Source organism: Niabella pedocola, assembly GCF_021044425.1.
GTDB classification, from domain to species: Bacteria; Bacteroidota; Bacteroidia; order Chitinophagales; family Chitinophagaceae; genus Niabella; species Niabella pedocola.
The window spans coordinates 2,736,865-2,756,816 of the sequence record NZ_JAJNEC010000005.1 but is presented as its reverse complement, the minus strand read 5'-3'; the positions used below and the strand labels follow the sequence as shown (position 1 = coordinate 2,756,816).

Annotated in this window: 18 protein-coding genes; 13 read left to right on the top strand and 5 right to left on the bottom strand. The window is 48.8% G+C overall.

Translation table 11 applies throughout. The features are described 5' to 3' along the window. The first annotated feature begins 4 nt into the window (after positions 1-4). Positions 5-1,219, top strand: coding sequence for an MFS transporter (locus tag LQ567_RS18855; protein WP_231007200.1), 1,215 nt, complete (start codon positions 5-7; stop codon positions 1,217-1,219). Between the two features lie 302 nt (positions 1,220-1,521). Continuing rightward, the gene (locus LQ567_RS18850; RefSeq protein ID WP_231007199.1) at positions 1,522-1,923 is read left to right on the top strand and encodes a GreA/GreB family elongation factor; all 402 of its coding nucleotides are present in this window, start codon (positions 1,522-1,524) and stop codon (positions 1,921-1,923) included. A 20-nt stretch (positions 1,924-1,943) separates the two neighbouring features. Here the strand turns inward: LQ567_RS18850 and LQ567_RS18845 are convergent, their stop codons facing one another. Continuing rightward, a complete protein-coding gene (locus LQ567_RS18845; RefSeq protein ID WP_231007198.1) occupies positions 1,944-2,267 on the bottom strand; it encodes a hypothetical protein in 324 nt (107 codons plus the stop codon). 148 nt (positions 2,268-2,415) lie between these two features. On the opposite strand from LQ567_RS18845, the gene LQ567_RS18840 reads away from it, so the two are divergent. After that, positions 2,416-3,018 carry a 3-keto-disaccharide hydrolase gene (locus tag LQ567_RS18840; protein ID WP_231007197.1) on the top strand — a complete coding sequence of 201 codons (603 nt, stop codon included), beginning with the start codon at positions 2,416-2,418 and terminating at the stop codon, positions 3,016-3,018. A gap of 84 nt (positions 3,019-3,102) precedes the next feature. Here LQ567_RS18840 and bshA read toward each other — a convergent pair whose 3' ends face one another. Continuing rightward, entirely contained in the window at positions 3,103-4,230 is a 1,128-nt protein-coding gene (bshA, locus tag LQ567_RS18835; RefSeq protein WP_231007196.1) for an N-acetyl-alpha-D-glucosaminyl L-malate synthase BshA, read from the bottom strand. 225 nt (positions 4,231-4,455) lie between these two features. Between bshA and LQ567_RS18830 the strand changes: the two genes are divergently transcribed. The 7 genes from LQ567_RS18830 (at position 4,456) to LQ567_RS18800 (ending at position 11,927) form a co-directional block, all read left to right on the top strand. After that, positions 4,456-5,829: a M20/M25/M40 family metallo-hydrolase gene (locus tag LQ567_RS18830; protein ID WP_231007195.1), complete on the top strand. Its 1,374-nt coding sequence runs from the start codon at positions 4,456-4,458 to the stop codon at positions 5,827-5,829. A gap of 24 nt (positions 5,830-5,853) precedes the next feature. Then, positions 5,854-6,351 carry a GNAT family N-acetyltransferase gene (locus LQ567_RS18825; protein ID WP_231007191.1) on the top strand — a complete coding sequence of 166 codons (498 nt, stop codon included), beginning with the start codon at positions 5,854-5,856 and terminating at the stop codon, positions 6,349-6,351. A 40-nt stretch (positions 6,352-6,391) separates the two neighbouring features. Beyond that, the gene (locus tag LQ567_RS18820) at positions 6,392-7,117 is read left to right on the top strand and encodes a hypothetical protein (protein ID WP_231007189.1); all 726 of its coding nucleotides are present in this window, start codon (positions 6,392-6,394) and stop codon (positions 7,115-7,117) included. Positions 7,118-7,135: 18 nt separating this feature from the next. Then, positions 7,136-7,885, top strand: coding sequence for a hypothetical protein (locus LQ567_RS18815; protein ID WP_231007187.1), 750 nt, complete (start codon positions 7,136-7,138; stop codon positions 7,883-7,885). A gap of 69 nt (positions 7,886-7,954) precedes the next feature. Then, positions 7,955-8,695 carry a hypothetical protein gene (locus LQ567_RS18810; protein WP_231007178.1) on the top strand — a complete coding sequence of 247 codons (741 nt, stop codon included), beginning with the start codon at positions 7,955-7,957 and terminating at the stop codon, positions 8,693-8,695. A 7-nt stretch (positions 8,696-8,702) separates the two neighbouring features. Then, positions 8,703-9,527, top strand: a complete 825-nt coding sequence (locus LQ567_RS18805) for a formylglycine-generating enzyme family protein (protein ID WP_231007177.1) — start codon at positions 8,703-8,705, stop codon at positions 9,525-9,527. A 408-nt stretch (positions 9,528-9,935) separates the two neighbouring features. Next, complete coding sequence (locus LQ567_RS18800) at positions 9,936-11,927, top strand: tetratricopeptide repeat-containing sensor histidine kinase (RefSeq protein WP_231007175.1); 1,992 nt, start codon at positions 9,936-9,938, stop codon at positions 11,925-11,927. Positions 11,928-11,997: 70 nt separating this feature from the next. Here LQ567_RS18800 and LQ567_RS18795 read toward each other — a convergent pair whose 3' ends face one another. Beyond that, entirely contained in the window at positions 11,998-12,342 is a 345-nt protein-coding gene (locus tag LQ567_RS18795) for a chorismate mutase (protein ID WP_231007166.1), read from the bottom strand. A gap of 469 nt (positions 12,343-12,811) precedes the next feature. On the opposite strand from LQ567_RS18795, the gene LQ567_RS18790 reads away from it, so the two are divergent. Beyond that, entirely contained in the window at positions 12,812-13,198 is a 387-nt protein-coding gene (locus tag LQ567_RS18790) for a VOC family protein (protein ID WP_231007164.1), read from the top strand. 9 nt (positions 13,199-13,207) lie between these two features. Here LQ567_RS18790 and LQ567_RS18785 read toward each other — a convergent pair whose 3' ends face one another. Beyond that, positions 13,208-14,737: a choice-of-anchor I family protein gene (locus tag LQ567_RS18785; protein ID WP_231007152.1), complete on the bottom strand. Its 1,530-nt coding sequence runs from the start codon at positions 14,735-14,737 to the stop codon at positions 13,208-13,210. Between the two features lie 116 nt (positions 14,738-14,853). Continuing rightward, positions 14,854-17,643, bottom strand: a complete 2,790-nt coding sequence (locus LQ567_RS18780) for a family 78 glycoside hydrolase catalytic domain (protein WP_231007143.1) — start codon at positions 17,641-17,643, stop codon at positions 14,854-14,856. Positions 17,644-18,161: 518 nt separating this feature from the next. Between LQ567_RS18780 and LQ567_RS18775 the strand changes: the two genes are divergently transcribed. Next, positions 18,162-19,367 (top strand): sialidase family protein, encoded by a 1,206-nt coding sequence (locus LQ567_RS18775; protein ID WP_231007134.1) that lies wholly within the window; start codon positions 18,162-18,164, stop codon positions 19,365-19,367. 120 nt (positions 19,368-19,487) lie between these two features. Then, complete coding sequence (locus LQ567_RS18770; protein ID WP_231007120.1) at positions 19,488-19,853, top strand: DUF1304 domain-containing protein; 366 nt, start codon at positions 19,488-19,490, stop codon at positions 19,851-19,853. Positions 19,854-19,952: the final 99 nt, after the last annotated feature.

Here is a 19,952-nt window from a genome sequence, read left to right as displayed (position 1 = left end):
GAAAATGACAGCGATAACCGAAAAAAGAGCCGAAGAAACCATCTTTCCGATATTAATTGCGTTGAGCGTTTCCCATTTATTAAATGATACCATTCAATCGCTGATACCGGCCATTTACCCTATTATCAAAACCAGCTATGCATTAAGTTTTGCGCAGATCGGCCTGATCACCCTGTCGTTTCAGCTGGCCGCTTCATTGCTGCAACCGTTTGTGGGTATGTATACCGACCGGAAGCCCCAGCCCTATTCCCTCGCGGCCGGCATGGGATTTTCGCTTATAGGACTCATCATTCTTGCAAATGCAAGCCGGTTCCCGGTAATGGTGATGGCCGTTTGCCTGATCGGCGTAGGCTCCTCCATTTTTCATCCCGAAGCATCGCGGATGGCCCATACTGCTTCCGGCGGGCGCAAAGGTCTTGCCCAGTCTGTATTTCAGCTTGGAGGTAATTTCGGCAGCTCCCTGGGACCACTGCTGGCCGCCTGGATCATTGTACCACACGGACAGTTCAGTATTATCTGGTTCTCGCTGGTGGCGCTTATTGCAATGGTCATCCTCTCGTATATTGGCAAATGGTATAAAGGTATTATCCGGGAGCACCGCAAAAAAAGAACCGCTACCACAGCCGTGGCTCCTCCCCTACCCAGGAGCAAAGTAGCACTGGCCGTAACGGTTTTACTGGTCCTCATTTTTTCCAAGTATTTCTACATGGCCAGTTTAACCAACTATTTTACCTTTTACCTCATCGATAAATTTCATGTATCGGTATCGGCATCCCAGGTTTATTTGTTCGTATTCCTGTTCTCCATTGCAGCCGGAACCCTTATCGGCGGACCGGTGGGCGACCGTATCGGACGCAAATATGTGATCTGGGTATCCATATTGGGGGTAGCGCCGTTTTCGTTATTGCTGCCACATGTAAATCTTTTCTGGACGGTTGTACTCGTCATTCCCATAGGGGTGATCCTGGCTTCGGCATTTTCGGCCATTCTTGTTTATGCGCAGGAACTGATACCCGGAAAAGTGGGTCTTATCTCAGGGCTGTTCTTTGGCTTCGCCTTTGGAATGGCTGGTATCGGCTCTGCATTGTTAGGAAATCTGGCAGATGCCACCAGCATTAAATACGTCTTTTATATCTGTTCATTCCTTCCGTTGATTGGCCTTTTAACCGGTTTTTTACCGGATATTGAAGGAAAAAGAAAGACGAAGGCCGGCCGCTGAGCAAAGAACCACTGAGCTTTTTATTTCTACTTCCCGGTATCAATAGCCACCGGGGCTTAGGAACACAGGTTTTCTGATGGTCTCTCCAACAAAAGTCTGAAGCTTCTGTGTTTCAGTGCTTCAGTGGCATCTCTCCTCTGCAATTTGGCAACCTCCGGGTTTTGAGGTAACTTTGCCCCCAATGCATCTGTGTTATATACATACAAAGGCCTATCTCCTGCGCCCCGCTGGTCAGCTTCTTTAACAGCTTTCCGGCTATCCCTTTTTGCATTATTTTTTTCTAATCATTTATTTTTTTAATTATGAGTACGAACAGTAACCCGGTTATTCTTTGCGAATCCGATTATAAAAAACTTACAGCCATCGTAGTGCTGGATAAAAAAACAGAAGAACCAGACAATACCCTGGCACATGAATTAAGCAGGGCCGTTGTCGTAAAAGATGAGGCGTTGCCCCCTGATACCATCCGTATCGGCTCAACTGTCCGGATCCTGGACATTGATGCGCAAAAAGAACGGACATTCCAGATCGTAATGCCCGGAGAAGCCGATATCCAGGCAAAAAAAATATCCATTTTTACTCCAATGGCCGCGGCGATTATCGGATTCCGGAAAAACGATGAAGTTTCCTGGAAAATGCCATCGGGTATGAAACAGCTGAAAATCGTGGCTGTAGACAATGCCACGCTACTTGTAAAGGCCTGATGCCGCGCCGGAGATACCGTTTAGTTTGGGCAACCCTTTACCACCGTAACCTGTTGCAGATGATCCCGGCTACCGAAGGTAACCTCGGTATCATCGCACCGGGTTCCTTTTGAAGGCGGCGCTGTGTTGCAGGCAATACAAGCGGTTTCTACAAAATAAACAGCCTTGCCCTGGTACGCGCCCCGCATCAGCACCGTGTACATACCCGGATACCCGTTGCAACTAAGCTGGTCTTCAAATTTTTTGATCATCCGCTCATCGCAATTTACCGGACGTTCCTTTCCGGACTTGCTACAACCGGCTAATGATGAAATACAGAGCAGCAAAATGGCAAAAGTTCGCATATAAAAAGTTTAATTTATAAAACGCATGGATACGTTGTTTTGCAACAGGAATTTCAACAAAAAAAGGCGCACCAATGAAGGTTCCTTCCATTATTTGGCTTATTTTAGACGTTTTCCGATCGCTTACTAAAAATTAAACTTCTTGAAAATGAAAAAAGGCTTTTTATTCCTGATGCTCTGCACGGTTCTTATAACGGCAAATGCCCAAAAGAAAAAGGCAGCATCTTTATTCAATGGCAAAGATCTTACCGGATGGAAAATACATGGTACTGAAAAGTGGTATGTAGATAAAGGGGAACTGGTTTGCGAAAGCGGACCTGATAAAAAATATGGTTACCTCTCCACTGAAAAATCTTATAAAAACTTTGATCTCACCCTCCAGTTCAAACAGGAGGCCAATGGCAACAGCGGCGTATTTTTCCGGTCCGATATCGAAGGCGTAAAAATCAGCGGCTGGCAGGTGGAAGTAGCCCCGCTCAATCACAATACCGGTGGTATTTATGAATCCTATGGCCGCGGCTGGATCATCAAACCCAAACCCGAAGACGAAAAAATCCTGAAAGAAGGCCAGTGGAATACCATGCGCATTAAAGTGGTGGGAGATGAAGTAACCACCTGGCTCAATGGACATCAGATGGTGTACCTGAAAGACGAAAAAATCGGCCAGGCAAACGGCTTTATCGCCCTTCAGATCCACGACGGCGGCGGTATTAAAGTACGGTGGAAGAATTTTAAGATAAAGGAGCTGTAAGCATTTCGCTATCAGCTTTCATACATCAGCCTTCAGCTATAAGCATTGTGCCAAAAGCTGAAGGCTGATTGCTTTAAACCCGTTTTAACAATCTTTACAAAACCGCCGGTAGATAGCTTCGTATTCGGGTATGATCGCATCAATATTAAATTGCTGCGCATGCTCAAATGCCCGCTGTTTAAATTCGTTCAGTATCGTATCGTCCTTTAAGATGTACAGTGCTTTTTCACTCATGGTGGCTACATCGCCTACATTTGCCAGGAACCCTGTTACCCCTTCTACGTTTACTTCACCCAATCCGCCTGCGTTGGTGGAAATAACCGGCACCCTGGATGCCATCGCCTCCAGCGCCGCCAGTCCGAAGCTTTCATATTCGGAGGTCAGTAAGAACAGATCAGCAACCGCAAAGATCTCCTCCATCTGCTCCTGCTTACCTACAAATACCAGCTTATCAAAGATCCCCAGTTCTCTTCCATGCTCTTCCGCTGTTTGCCGCTCGGGACCATCCCCTACCAGCAACAGTTTTGCAGGAATGTTCTTTTGCACTTCATAAAATACCTTTACCACATCCTGCACCCGTTTTATTTTACGGAAGTTGGACGCATGCAGCAGGATCCGTTCTCCGTTTGGCGCCAGCACTTTTTTAAAAGCATCCAGTGGTTTATGATTGAAACGGGTAACATCAATAAAATTGTATACCACTTCGATGTCTTTGCGGATATCAAAGTTTTTATAGGTTTCTTCTCTTAGGTTATTGGACACGGCCGTGATCACATCGCTTTGGTTGATAGAAAAAGCCACCACCGGGGCGTAGGTTTTATCGCGGCCAACCAGGGTAATATCCGTTCCATGCAATGTGGTGATCACCGGGATATGCTTGCCCTCTCTTTCCACGATCTTTTTGGCCATATAGGCCGCCGAAGCATGCGGAATGGCATAGTGCACATGCAGCAGGTCCAGGTTATAGTTCTTGATCACATCCACCATGGTGCTTGCGAGCGCCGTTTCATAAGGCGGAAAATCAAACAACGGGTAGGTAGGTACCTGTACTTCGTGATAATAAATATTGGGAATAAACCCGTTTAACCTCACCGGCTGCTGGTAGGTGATAAAATGCACAAAATGGCCTTTTTCCGCAAGGGCTTTCCCTAATTCTGTTGCCAATACACCGCTTCCGCCGTAGGTAGGATAACAAACGATTCCAATTCGCATACCCAAAGATATGTTTTGCTTTGATAATTACCGATCCGTTCTTTTCCGGGGCATATCACCTTTTTGTTAACCGCCACAATTCGTAGAACCCCGGTTATGCAACGGCATTAAAACTGCGCCGCACAACAGGCGGGCCATCTCCCTGCCGTAAAAAATGAATCGCCCCTCAATTTTCAGAACCAGATCTTTTGTAAACTTTTACCTTTACAGAAAACAAATAACAGCATGGGCAAAAAATTGTTTTGGATCGCAGGCGTATTTTTTTGGCTAAACCTGCCGGCTCAAACAAAAGATGAAACATTTATCCGGAAGATCGCCGATGAAATACTGGTCAACAGCCAGGCCTACGAAAACCTGAGAACGCTTACCAAAACCATTGGGGGCAGATTGGCCGGCTCCCCTCAAATGTACCAGGCAGAGGCATGGGGCTATCAGCTGCTTCAAAAAAGCGGCAGTGAACGTACTTTTAAACAGGAATGCATGGTGCCCCACTGGGTACGCGGCGGCAACGACCAGGCAACGGCCACCCTGGCCAATGGAACAAAAAAGGCACTGGATGTATTGGCGCTGGGAAATACGGAAGGTACCGGAACAAAGGGCATTAACGCCCCGGTGATCCTTATCCGTTCCTTTGAGGAGCTGGAGGCAAAAAAAGACCAGCTAAAAGGAAAAATCGTTTTTTATAATTATCCCTTCAATCCCCGGTTCATACGAACTTTTGAAGCCTATGGCGATGCGGTAAAATACCGCACGCGCGGCACTTCCCTGGCTGCAAAATACGGCGCCCTGGCCAGCCTGGTACGCAGTATGAGCCACAGCGTTGACAATAACCCCCATACCGGCGGCACGCGGTATGATTCCGCTTATAAAAAGATACCCGCAGTAGCCATTGGACTAAAGGACGCCGACTGGCTGGCAGCCGAGCTTGGTAAAGGAACGCCTGTATCATTATTCCTTAAAACAATGGGACATTTTCTGCCGGATGCAAAGGGACATAATATTATTGGAGAATTAAAAGGCACCGAATTCCCCAACGAGATCATCACTGTGGGCGGTCACCTGGACAGCTGGGATATTTGCGAAGGGGCCCACGACGACGGAGCCGGTATTACGCAGACCATTGAAATATTAAGAGCTTACAAAGCCCTTGGCTACAGACCCAAAAGAACCATCCGCTTTGTGCTTTTTGCCAACGAGGAAAACGGCGCAAGAGGTGGCGCCCGGTACGCAGATGAAGCTGCAAAAAACAGGCAGGAAAAACACCTCCTGGCATTGGAGAGTGATGCCGGCGGTTTTACACCCCGTGGCTTTGGCGTTACCTGCAATGATGCACAGTTTGCGCAGTTAAAAAGCTGGATCCCGCTGCTGGAGCCTTACGGGGCCAACCAGTTTACCCGCGGCGGCGGCGGTACCGACGTATCGTTTATCCACGAAAAACTAAATGTGCCTATGGCGGAGCTGTTGCCCGATTCGCAGCGCTATTTCGATATTCATCATGCGCGCTCCGATGTGTTTGAAGCCGTAAACAAACGCGAGCTGGAGTTGGGCGCCGTGAACCTGGCAGCCCTGATCTACCTGGTAGATCAATATGGATTCTAAACATATCTTTGCCTTATCAATAATATGGGACCCGATATCACCCTTAAAGAACTTGCGGCGGAAGATCTGCCGGCCGTGAAGCAGATCTACGACTGGTATGTGCTCCATTCCACCGCTACGTTTCATACCGAACCGGTTACTACAGACGAACTAAAGGAATTTATCTATATCGGACATCCCAGGTTCAAATCCTGGCTGATCCACAACCAGGGGCAGCCGGCAGGATATTGTTACCTTACCAATTATAAAAAGCGGCAGGCTTATGATAAAACGGCCGAACTGACCATTTACCTGGCGCATGACTGTTATGTAAAAGGGATCGGGCAAACAGCGCTTACGCAACTGGAGGCACATGCGCGGGAGGCCGGTTTTAAAAACCTGCTGGCCATTATCTCCGGCGACAATGACCGGAGCATTCATTTTTTTGAGAAGAACGGGTACGTCAAATGCGCCCATTTCAAAAATGTAGGGGAAAAATTCGGAAAAGTGCTGGATGTGGTGGGCTATCAGAAAGAAATTTAAGGATCTTTAATCATATTCCTCATTTTTAAAACTACCGTTTATGAATCGCGCCATCTTATTTATGCTGACGGTTTTACTTACGACGGCTGATGCCGGCCGGTGCCAGCAGACCGCAGCTCCCGCAGTTTCATTCAGAGTGCAAGCCTCAACCCCTTCCTATGGTCTGTCAAAAATTAAGGCGCTGATAGACCTGGAACAGCGAAAGACCGGTAGGCCCTTTGCCCAAAGTCCTTTGTCCATGGGAGCCTTCGGTTCCCTGTCTCTGCAGGAGAAATTTACTTATGCCATGATACACCCGGAACGATATGCGCAAAATTGCAGCCTCATTCCCCGGCAACTCTTCGAACCGGATAAAGTATTTAGCAACCTGATCACAACCTTTTATGAGTACAGCCTGAGCGACCGGCAGGTTCGCTTTCTCAAGGACAACAGAGACTCTGTAATGACCTGGGTCATAAGATCCGTTGATGAAAGTAAAAAAATGGGTGTCAATTATAAAAACGCCATTACCATTATAGATGGCTGGGAGATGATCCCTTTTATGATCCGCTATTATAAAGCAGCCAATGACATGGACATACTTACCACGCTGATCTTATTAATGAAGCAGGGATCTTTTGATGACTTTTTACATACCACCTATTATGAACAATTGTATGGCAAAAGCAGCAATTACCAATCGGCCATTCATTATTCCCCTGCTGCCGAACAATTTCTTTTAAAAACCGCTATGGACTATTACAAAAAAAGAAGTACCAAAAGCTGATCCGAAAAAATCAATTCAATGAAACAATCGTTACTGTTGCTGCTCTTTTATACCTGCTTATTTGGGGCACAGGCCCAGGACGCGGCTTACCAGCAGCCACCAAAGGCGGCCATGGCTTACCGTGAATTCCGGCAGAAAACCACCGTACCTCCCTATGGACTGGACAATGTAAAAAAGCAGATTGCGGCCATCAAAGACAAACCGGGCGAAAGCGGCGATGAAGGCATCAGCGCATTAACAGACACCGTTTATCAATCGCTGTCGCTGCGCGAAAAGTTCACCTATGCGATGATACACCCGGAAATGTATGCGCAAAATTGCGACATAAATATGATCCACGCCAATGAGCACAAAGAGATCTTCGGGTACCTGGTGTCTGAAGGCGATGAAGAAACCTGGAGCAGCCGGCAGCTGGATTTTTTACGCAGCAACCGCGATTCGGTGATGGCATTGATCCGGGAGTCGGCCAACCGCAGCCGCCGGATGGGTGTGAATTATAAAAATGCACTGGTGGAAATAGATGGCTGGGAAATGATTCCCTACCTCATCGACTTTTACACGGCGGATAAAAAAGACAAGGACCTGCTCACCGTATTAATGCTGCTGATGAAGCGCGGGACGTTCATGCCTTTTATCCGTTCCGCTTCCCATAAAAGACTATATGGTATCGATGGCAATCATGAAACGGCGCTGGAATACAACAGCGCCAATGAAGCGCTGATCATCGCAAGGGCAAGGGCCTATTATAAGGAACGGAAACCTGCATAAGGCATTTATGGAAAAACGGCGCTGCCACGTCTATTTCCATAAACCGATCCTTAACCGGTTATCTTCATTATGAGAATTATTCAGATCATGCTCTGGATCACCATGAGCCTCCCGGGTTTTGGGCAAACCGCCCCCGCGAAAAACAACGGGTTACCCGATTTCAGACGCCTAACCAACCCCGGCTTCGGACTGGAGCGCATACAGGCCTTTATACAGCAATACAAGAACAGCCGGGAATCCTACAGGAATAAACCGGTATCCCAGGGGGCTTATGATTCATTGAGCATCCGGGAAAAATTCACCTATGCCATGATCTATCCCGAACGGTACCTTCAGAATTGTGCAAGGTTCACCTATTTTTTTCAGCGCGGAAAACTGTTTCCAAGATTAAGCTTTGGCTATAATGAAAATACATTAAGCTTCCGCCAGATCCAGTTTCTGAAAATGAACCGGGATTCTGTGATAACCTTCCTCAATGAGGTCATTCAACAAAAGAAAAGCTGGGGCATCAACATCAAACAAGCCATTATTGAAATAAACGGATGGGAATTCATCCCTGCCATGATGGCTTACTACCGGCAACGGCCGGATGATACGGATGTTCTTACTACCTTTATGGCGCTGATGGCGCATGATGTATTTAGCAGCTTTACGCAGTCGGAATATTACAACCACCTGTATGGCGACCCGGTCGGTTATCAGGTAACGGTTGATGCTGATAAAACCACAGAAGCTTTTATTTTAACCACAACAATGGCCTATTATACATCCAGAACAGGAAAGCGTTCTTTAAAAACACTGGTAAAATAACCGCGTTATGAAAACAATAGCGACCCTGCTCCTGCTTATTTACTGTTATACCGGCGTATATTCCCAGGAGCAATCGTTTATAAAAATACCCGCGGGCAGCTACGAAGTAGGTCTTAAAGGAAGCGTTGAAAATCCACGGCGCAGGATCACTATAAAGGCATTTTCCATAGCGGCCACGGAACTCACCAACGCCGAATTTGAACGGTTCATTTTGGCTACCGGTTATCAAACCGAGGCTGAACGTTTTAAAGATGCCCTGGTATTTGAGCCGGGCCTGGAAGAGTTCCGGTGGCTGGATGACAGCACGGCCTACTGGCGTTATCCCAACGGGGTCGCCAGGGGCGGTATTACCGGGAAGATGAACCACCCGGTTACGGGCATCAGTTTCACCGATGCGCTGGTGTATTGCAAATGGGCCGGTGTGCGGCTACCTACGCTGGAAGAATGGGAGATCGCGGCGCGGGCGGGCTCCGCTACCAAATATTTCAAGGGCGTTACTGCTGAAAGTATCAGCCGCTATGCCAATATCTGGCAGGGCCGCGATCATCTGCAGGCGGATAGCACCGATGGCTTTATGTATACTGCTCCGGTAGCCCGCTTTCAACCCAACCCCTGGGGCCTGTATGATGTATTCGGAAATGTATTTGAATTTTGCAGCGGATCCCTGCCAAGAGATAAGGGCCGCCGCGTGGCACATGCCCGGGGAGGTTCCTGGTGGTGCAGCAAAAACGCGTGTAACTTTTATAATGCCGTGGATATCGGGTCGGTTAACCCGCACGCTTCTTTTAGCAACCTTGGATTCCGGGTAGTGAAAGATGCTGAGGGATTGTAAAACATTAAATATAGAAGAGAAGAAGTCGTCGCCGATCAACGATCATCCCGCTGGTCGCTCCCGGTCTGTACCGCAGGAATCCGAAGTTTTGCCCTTACTTCAAATCTCAAACGGAACCCAACTCAACCTGAAACCTGAAACGTCAAACCTGGATTCTTTCCCTGGGGAAGTGCAGGTCTATCGCCAAACAGGCAGGTTTACCGGCTCCGGCTTCTGTTATATCAAAAAAGAACTTTAGCTTTACATTACCTCGAATATGTGCTGACCCGTAAAGCAATAGCTGCAGCCGTTACCACGCAACCTGCTACCCTGTGACCCTGAACGGTCTTTGCTGCAGGGCATTGTTGCGAATGGTTCCGGAGCGGCGTTACACATAAAGGAGCTATTCAAAACCCTTATCGGATCCGCATGTATTTAAAATATTTTGTGCTGGTGCTGGCGTTGTGGTGGAGCACTACCGCGCGGGCGCAATATTATCTGTATACACCACAGTATATCGACAGTCTGCAACAGGTATTAACGCAACCCGTTAGTGACAGTGTTAAGGCACGGGTCAACTTTCAGCTCGCTACCTACTGGATTTCCAAAGATACCCTAAAGGCCCGGGGCTGTATTGCCCGGGGCAGGGCACTGGCCGCCTCCAGCCCCTTCCTCACCCAGGTGGCTAATGCCACAGAAGCCTACTACCTGTTTTATACCGGCGCTACCGAACAAAGCGAAGCCCTTTATAAAAAAGTAGAGGAAGGACTGTCCGCCTCTCCTGTAAAAGAAGCGCTCACCATCCGCTCTACAGCCTGGAGCAGCCGGGCCGTAATGCGGCAAAAAGCCGATGATGATAAAGGTTATATCCAGCTCATGCTTTCAAAAGCCATCCCCCTGGCCGAACAGGCCAATGACTCCGCATCCCTGGCCACACATTACGTAGGGGTTGGCGTGGCGTTTATGAACCTCGATCAAAATGAAAAGGCAGAAACCTATTTTGACAGGGCCATTTCCATATTGCTCCGCCTGAAATCGGAGAGCCGCCTGATCGCCGCTTATAAACGTTCGGGTGAAAATTATATCCTGCTAAAAAAATGGGATAAAGCCAAAGAAACCTTAAACGCTTTTAAACAGATCCTTTTCAAATACCCCGAATCCGATCAATACGCAGGCTATTATATGATTGAAGGGCTGTACCTGAAGGGACAAAAACAATACAGGGAAGCCGTACAGAGCTTTGACAGGGCCATTGAAAAAGCCAGCGGTCCCAATAAGGTATACTTCATAGACGAACTGAATTTTTACAAGCTTGACTGTTTGATAGAAGCCGGGGAATTTCAAAACGCCCTTACCGTATTAAATATCCTTTCCTCCGACCCGCGGAATATGGAAATGGATCAGAACCGGCTGGAGGTATACCGTAAATCAGCGCTGGTCTATTCCGGTCTTAATCATTACCCGGTAGCTTTCCGCTACCAGGTGTTGTATAGCAATCTGAGCGATAGCCTGCACGAAAGCCGGTTCCGGAACGACATCAATGATATGGAGGCCCGTTACAAAACAGCGGAATCGGAAAAACAGGTAGCCTCCTTAAAAGCAGCCAATGCCCAGGCGGCATTGCAGGCCAGTAAGAACCGGTTGTTTAATTTTTTACTGGGTGGTGCCTGTCTTCTGCTGCTGGCCTTTGCCATTTTCTATTATTTCTATTACAAAAGCCATAAAAAATTACTGGAGCAGGAAGCGGTAAACCACCGGCAGCAATTAAAGGAACTGGCTCAGCAACAGCAGCTCACCATTACCCGCTCTATCCTCGAAGGCGAGGAACGGGAACGCGAACGACTGGCAAGAGATCTGCATGACGGACTGGGCGGACTGCTTTCCGGTGTAAAAATAAATTTCTCGTCCTGGGCAAAGCATCACCTGAACCCGGCCACAGATCCGCCTTTTTATAAAATCCTGCACCAGCTTGATCATTCCGTTGAAGAACTCCGGCGGGTGGCCCGCAACCTGATGCCACAGTCCCTGATCGAATTCGGGCTGGAAACCGCGCTTAAGGATCTTTGCGGATTTTATATGAAAGAGGGACTGAAGATCGATTTTCAACCGATACATATCCGATCCGACATTGACCGGTTAAAGCAGGTGCATATTTACCGCATCATACAGGAGCTGTTGTCGAATACCGTAAAGCATGCAAAGGCCAGTTATGTGCTGCTGCAATGCAGTCAGAACGCAAACCGGTTCTTTATTACAATGGAAGATGATGGAACCGGCTTTACGCCCGGGAGCCTAGCCGAAAAAAAAGGATCGGGCATTCATAATATAAAAAACCGGGTAAACTACCTGAACGGTCAGCTGGATATCCGTTCCGAGCCTGGCAACGGAACCGTTGTCAGCATTGAACTGAACCTGGTATAGCAAATCTATACGGATCCTTTAACTGCGGCCGGGCTTTGCATCCGGCTCAACCACCTTCGCTTCGACACTGCTACTTCGCGGCTTGTTTCTTTTCTGCCTGCAACTGTTCCTGTTGCCGGATGCTTTCCTTATGCACTTCATTGTAAAAGGCCCGCACGAATGCTTCTGAAAGTTGCCAGGCTTTGCCCCTCCGGATGGCGGCTTCCAGTACCTTTTCAAAACGCGCGGATTGAACAACCCCGATCTTGTGCTCCAGTTTATAGTTGCCGATAGCACGGGCTGCCTTCATACGTTGTCCCAGCAGGTCGATCAGTTGCTGATCCAATGTATCGATCTGACTGCGATAGTAGCTCATTGTGTCCGTAGCCGGTTGGTCCTGCGCATAAGCGGCTCCCGTGTAAAAACAAAAAGCCATACTCAGACTGCAAATTATTTTTTTAATCATAAAAGAACAGAGGGTCAAGATGATGAAACGGTAAGCGCCCCGTATTTAAAAGATGTTTGACCATACAGGTGTATGCGATCACCGAACCAAGAGTATAACGGTAAAAATACCCATTTATTTTATAAGAGCACAGGAGGTCCTGCGAAAGACTTGGTATAGAAGGAAAGACAGCTGCAAATGCGTAGATTTTTTTGAAAGTAGCAACGGAAACCTCATGGCCGGAATATGTAACTGCACAACCTATTAAGCATTGCCGTTGATAGCAAATAAACCCGCAGGAGCAGGGTCCCAAGCTCCATACCAGTTTTATATGGGCCTCCTTGGCGGGTCAGCGCACCGGCGGGCATCAATCTGTGCTGCATGCTGATCTGCAAAGATCTGCGGCCGCTTCACCGTTACATAAAAATTTTGATACCTTCAGTCCATAATATCATCTACCATGCACATTGATCATATCGCTATCTGGACAGACGACCTGGAAAAACTGCGTCATTTTTACATCACTTACTTTAATGCCGTCAGCAGCGAGCGTTATCACAACCCCAAAAAACATTTCTATTCTTATTTTTTATCATTTGACAGCGGCTGCCGCATTGAACTGATGCAGATGCCGCAGATCAGCGGTGCAGGAACCCCGCGTGGCTATATGATGGGGATTGCCCATTTTGCCATCTCCCTGGGAGGAAAGGAAAAGGTGGATGCGCTTACAGAACGTTTACGTACCGATGGCTTCACCATTACCGGCGAACCCCGTACCACCGGTGATGGCTATTATGAAAGCGTGGTCCTGGATCCCGAAGGGAACGTAGTGGAACTGGTTGCTTAGTGCCGCTCATCAGCTGGCAGGACTGAACAATTTGATCACACCGTCATCTTCGCTGCTCACTACCAGCAACGATCTTTTGGTAGGACTATCTTTGGCGGCGATGATCATTACCCCTTCAGGTGCATCCCCCACTTTTAGCAGCTGCAGGAATTTCGGCTGTTGCGGGTTGCTGATATCATAAACAGCAACGGCATCCACCCGCTCCATGCCCACAAAGGCCACCGGTGTTTTTCCGATTTTTCCAATGGCTATTCCTTCCGGCTCAATGGATTTATCATCGCTTCGTTTATCATCATATACCCCGAATTCGATCGCTTTTTGATCCAGTTCATTTTTGCTGTCATACACCTGTGCGCCTGTAAGACCGTTCCATACACTGAAGGAGCGTGCACCGAAAGCATACAGTTCAGTATAATAGCCATCTTTATTGCCCAGGAATTTTGTAATATTTAAACGTCCCAACTGGGCTTTGGCCTGAAGTGCCGCGGCATTGGGAAAAGCCGTAGCATCCAGCTTTACATCTTTTATCCGCACAGCCTCCACAAAATCGCCCCATTCCCGGGCATCACCTTCATTGGCGGTAAATAAATATGGGGTGCCGCCGGTTTCCAATACCGCAATCCCGTCCGGCATATATATGCCTTTCACCGGCCAGTTCTTCAGTTCCGTTTTTCCATCTTCATCGCTTACATCTATGGCATTGGCGGCGATGTTGAAATCTTTAAAACCCAGCGGAAAGATACCGGTAATGGTTTTGGAAGGAATATCCATTTTTGCGATCCCGTTGTTTTCCTGCAGCGTGATCCAGGCTGTTTTGGAATCCGAAGCAACCGTTATATATTCCGGTTCAATGTCTTTTATAAAGTCATTACTCTTTCCAAAGATCCGGAATCCGCCGGCTTCCAGAGCCGCACGTTTACCGGCAAAAGCGGCAAAATTCACAGTAGTTACCGCATAATTTTCTTTAACGGAAATAACAGAGATGCTGCCCTCCGGATCCACCGCATAGTTTTCTGTAGTGGGCTCTCCTTCATTCGCCGTAAGAATGTACCGGCCATCTGGTGTATAAGTAATCATATCCGGCTGTGCACCAACAGTGATGGTTTTTACTTCTTTATAATCGGCCGTATTGAATACCACCACTTTTCCATTGTCGGTTTTTACCGTGGCCTGTATGGCTGCAGCTACATTACCGGCGGAAACGCTGAGGCTGTTTACCGCCCCGCCATAAGGCTCCAGGCTAATGGAATGGATCTTCGCCGGCGCCGCGGGATTACTGATATCTACCACATCAATAAAATTCGCAGCTTTTTCATTTACTACACCGGCACTGTTATTTACCACAAACAGGCATTTTGTTGCCGGATCATAGGCAGCGATCTCGGCGGCGCCCTGATCGCCAATATCAATTTGTCCAACCGCGGTAAATGTAGCCGGGTTTTCCTGGATGATCTCTTCAGGAACAATATCATTGTTGTCAGGGTCGCAGCCGGCTGTTACCAACAGCACGGTCAAAAGCAGTGTAATCGGATATTTCATGATTGATGCCATTTGCGCAAAACTATCCGCAGGGCATTATCAGAATGTAACGGCAAGTTTACTAAAATGTTACTTCCGGTACCGCAGCCGGTTTTCACCGGTAACTGCCCTGGTCCTCAGAAATGGTATTTCCCAGACCGGAGTTCGTACACCGTTATCCCCTTATGTTTTCCGATCTTCCGGATCGCACCTTTTTTTTCTTTCAGGAACAGGCCATCTGCATCTGCAATCTTCAGCAATGCCGTGCTGTTTGGCGGGATCTCCAGATCCAGCTGAAGCCTTCCATTTTCCCGGCTCCAGTTGCTTTTAATAAAACCGGCGGGCGATTCAAAACCGGCCTTAACCCAACTCAGTCTGGAAGCTGCAAGTTGCGGGGGCTGAATGATGAACCTTGTATATCCCGGCGCATCCACTTTGATCCCCGCCAGTCCGTCGATATACCAGGCCCCTGGATATAAAAAGGAGCTATGAAGCAGGGAGTGCCCGGGCAGGTCTTTTTCCCACATTTCCCAGATCGTTGTGGCATTGTTTTCTTTCATATACCCCCAGCCGGGGTAATCTGTTTTGGAAGCCATTTCAAACAGCAGGTCCTGCCGGTTCTGTTCCCTTAATAGTTTAAAGAGCAATGCACCACCGGTTATCCCTACATGAATATGCCCCTTCCTGCGCACCCGGATCTCATTTTCCAGCCGCTTCCATACCTGTTGCCTCCAGGCTTCCGGAACTACGTCTGCAAGCAGCGCCGCAACCAGATTCCCCATCGATCCGTCGGCATAAGAAGTGTCCTTTTCATTAAAGAATTTTTTATGAATGATGCCGCTGAAAGCATCCGCCTGGCTGCTCCATTTTACCGCCCATTCCTTTTCCCCGATCCGGCCGGCGATCTTTGCCGCGATCCGGAGATTATAGATCCGGTAAAGATTATTAAAGCACAGGTTCTGCGGCGAGTCGTTATTCATGCCTTCTGCCGTAGCATTGGGCCAGAGCCAGTCGCCCAGGAAATCCCATCTGCCGCCAAAGCGCTGCAACACACCATCCCGGGTATTGCTTTCCAGAAAACCGATCCAGTTCCGGATGAGTGAAAAATTTTTCCGGAGGATCGTTTCATCACCGTATTGCCGGTAGAAGTACCAGGGTAAGGTTACTACAATGCCGCCCCAGGCCGGTCCGCCGCCGCCCATATAGGTAGGTGCCGTATGCGGCAGGACACCCTGGTGAAGATGTCGCCCGCTCATTACCTCCTTGCGGGCAAAGGCTGTATCATACATATTACCTACGATGGATTCGGTGCCGCTTACATCCCGCCAGTCCTCCATCCATTTGGTATAAAGTGCACCCACCTGGTAGTTCAGCATTCCGGTTTCGCAGGTAGCATGCGCATCCCCTCCGTACCCCAGCCGCTCCCGTTGCGGGCAATCGACAATAAAACCTCCCAGCGATAAATTTTCGTAGGTCCAGCGCACGGTGTTGTAGATCCAGTTTTGAAGACTGTCTGAACAGCTGAACGTTGCCGCCTCTTTATAAGCGGTGCGCACCAGCCATCCTTTGATATCGCCGAGCTGTGGCGCTTTTGTAACGCCTTTAACGGTGATCCACCGGCCGGATCCATAATTGAATTTATTCCGGAAGGTTCCTTTACCGGTTTTATCAAAAATATAAGCGCTGTGCAGGCCGAAGGTCATGTCTGCCTGCTCCCGCTCGGAAAACAACAATGTTGCACGCTGACCCGGTTTTCCTTCCAGGTCAGCCGCGATCCAGCCGGCAAAGTTGACGCCCATATCCACCCGGTAGGTATCATCACTGATCTTTTTAATAGCTACGGGACGGATCTCGTTAAAGCGCCTGTTTTGCTCCACCTGCTGGGCTGATACCTGCAGTTTCGGATGATAAGCGGTTGCGGGCAGCCAGTCATCATCCCGGTAGGCAGTTGTATTCCATTGGGGTTCATCGAGGTTGGCATCCCAGAGCTCTCCGCCCATCCGGTTGGAGTTCCATACCCCCAACAGCTTGCTGGGACTGGCTTTTATCTTCCATGTAGCATCGGTACGAACGGTGGCGAAGGGTCGTTCTGCCGCGCCCGGATCTTTGCTTTTATAAACATCCACCTGCGCCGCCACAATCGGCGTATTCGGCCGGTCTTTTGTTACATAAGGCCCGTGTATGGACCAGGATGTGCCCAGCCACAGGGCAATCACATTCGAACCCTTATTCAGAAAGGATGCAATATCATAGGCTACATACCGAGCCCGCTTGGTGTGATCCGTTACCGCTGTTGGCATTACATCATCGCCGATCCGCCTGCCATTTACATACACCTCATGAAAGCCCACAGAAGCCACGTATAGCATCGCCTGCTCCGGAACAGCATCCAGTACAAAGGTTTTACGCAACCAGGGATCGGGGATATTACAGTCATTTTGAGCCGGATCAAAAACCACGGAAGACCCGATCCACCCTGCTTTCCACAGATCCGGCGTGAGGATACCAGTGTGCCAGTACGCCGTTTCGCTCCAGTCGGAAACCACCTGCTTTTCATCTTTCACGGCCACTTTCCAATAGTACCGGCGATCCGAACGCAACGGTTTACCAGCGAACACAACCTGCGCCATCTGCGCAGACGGCTTCCATTCCGAATCCCAAACATCCCCGATATTGGCCTCCAGTTTTTTTAAGGAGCTGGCCACCAGTATGCGGTATGCCGTCTGTTGCTGACCATACAACCCCGTTCCGGTGCTTTTTAACGTCCAGCTGAAACGAGGCTGCGGCGCATCGAGCCCCATCGGCCGGTCCAGGTATTCTATTTTCAGATTTACGGGCAGTAAGGGCGCTATTGCAGCAGCTCCGCAAAGGGGCAGTAACAGCAGCAAGGCCATGCATCGTTTAAGTACACAGGTGATCCGTTTCATGTGCTCAGTATCCGTTTTATTTTATTGGTTTCATAATCCTGCAGAGTCGCCCGCTCCAACCTCAAAGCGGTCATTCCACATGCGCTCTGTTCTGGATCCGTTTTATTTTTTTACCGTTGTTTTTGACAATTCCGCAACCGATTTCCCTGCAGGCAACGCAAAGGCAGTTCCCTTGTTTCCGCCAGGGCTCGTAAAGATCGGTTTTATTTCCTTTTTGTCAACAATGGCTTGGGCAAACTGTCCGATGTCCTTTAGCACCGCCGGCAACCATCGCGCATTTCCGATACGGTAAAAATGATACTATGGTTTCAGATCAGCATTCAGCGGGCTGAAAGTGTACCCGGCTCCTGCCCGATCCTTTCTTACGGGCCGGCCCCTGAAAAAAAATACAGCATATCTGCCATAAAGTATAAGCGCACAACAACGGTATCATTTATTTTTGAGCAGATCTCCCAGATGGTTAGCAAAGATCGGCACACCGGTTAACTGCTAACATCATATAACGATATTCTGAACATATGATCAAAATTGCAACATCCAAACAACTCCGCCTTTGTATGGCAATCGCCTTTTGGTGCGCAGGCATAGCAACCTATGCACAATCTTCAACGGTTATCAAAGAAGGGAATGCCGCCCCGACGCTGCAAAAAATCCGAGACTTTGTTATTTACAAAGACAGTCTCTTTCACTGCGCCTTTCCTTCGGTTGTCCGGAAAAAAGACGGCAGCTACCTGCTGGCTTTTCGCAGGGCGCCCGAGCGGCGCGTTTTAGGAGAGCGTGTTACCACACATGTGGATCCCAACAGCTACCTGATGCAGCTGACCTCAAAAGACGGGCTTCACTGGCCCGCAGCACCCAGCCTGTTGTATGCACATCCCTTTGGCGGCTCACAGGATCCCTGCCTGTTGCAGCTGCGGAATGGCACCCTTTTATGCGCCAGTTATGGATGGTCCTTTCCCAATGCGGAGGCACTGGCCCGGCTAAAGACCCCGTACTTTAAAGCCGCCAATGCGGTTTTCCTGGGCGGCTACCTGTTACGCTCTGCGGATAATAGCCACACCTGGAGCGCTCCCATTTACCCGCCAACCGTTCCCGAAGAAGTGCATTACAGTCCCTACGGAAATAAGTTACCGGCTTATAACAGGGGCGCCCTGTATGAAGGCCGGAACGGCACCATCTACTGGGTAGTGGCTGCTACGGATGACTTCGCGAGCAAAAAAACCTCCAACTATTTACTCACATCCAACGATGGGGGAAAGAGCTGGGCGTATCAATCGGTGGTTGCCAAAGACCCCAGGATCTCCTTTAACGAAACCTCTATTTATGAAACGCCCAAGGGCGACCTTGTTGCTTTCATGCGCACGGCCAATGCCGGCGATACTGCCTGTATTGCCCGCTCAAAAGACGGCGGCAAAACCTTCCAGTGGGAACCCATGGGGTTTATGGGACATCCCCTGCAGGCCCTACGTTTACCAGACAACCGGGTATTGGTCACCTACGGCTACCGGCATGCCCCTCACGGGATCAGGGCCCGTGTGCTCAATGCTGAATGTACAGACTTTAAAACCGCAAAGGAATTTATCCTCAGAGCCGATGCAACGAGCACCGATATTGGTTATCCCTGGGCCATAATGCTGGACCGCCGGCGTATTTTGGTGGTGTACTATTATAATATCAATAATGGGTCCCGCTCCATTGAGGGCACCTTGCTGGAGTACCGTTAATATCCGATTTCCGTAACCCGGCTGCAGCCGCCCTGGCTGTTGCCGCAGATATGGGCATTCCCTTTCCGGTATCCGGCCGAACCCCGATTGTTGTATCTTTAGTGTTCACAATAAAGACACATGCAAACAATTGCCCAAATTTTTATTGCACTGGTTGCGGTGGAGCACCTGATCATTTTATACATCGAGATGTTTGCCTGGGAAACCACCGGCAAAAAAGTTTTCAAAACGCTGCCACCCGCGCTTTTTAAACCCACCCGGTCGCTGGCTGCCAACCAGGGATTGTATAACGGCTTCCTGGCTGCAGGCCTGGTGTGGAGCCTATTTATACCAGACCCCGTATGGCAGCAGCGCATTGCCCTGTTCTTTTTAGGATGTGTAATCGTAGCCGGCATCTATGGCGCGCTTTCCGCATCAAAAAAGATCTTTTTTATACAGGCCCTGCCCGCGATCCTTGGATTTTTATGCGTTTACCTGAGCAGATGATGCTGCAACGCTCCGGCAAACAGGCAGGCCCAAACCAAAATTTTTGCACCCCGCTCTCTGCTTTGATTTTAACGGATTTCCTTCCCTTTCGTTTTTTTT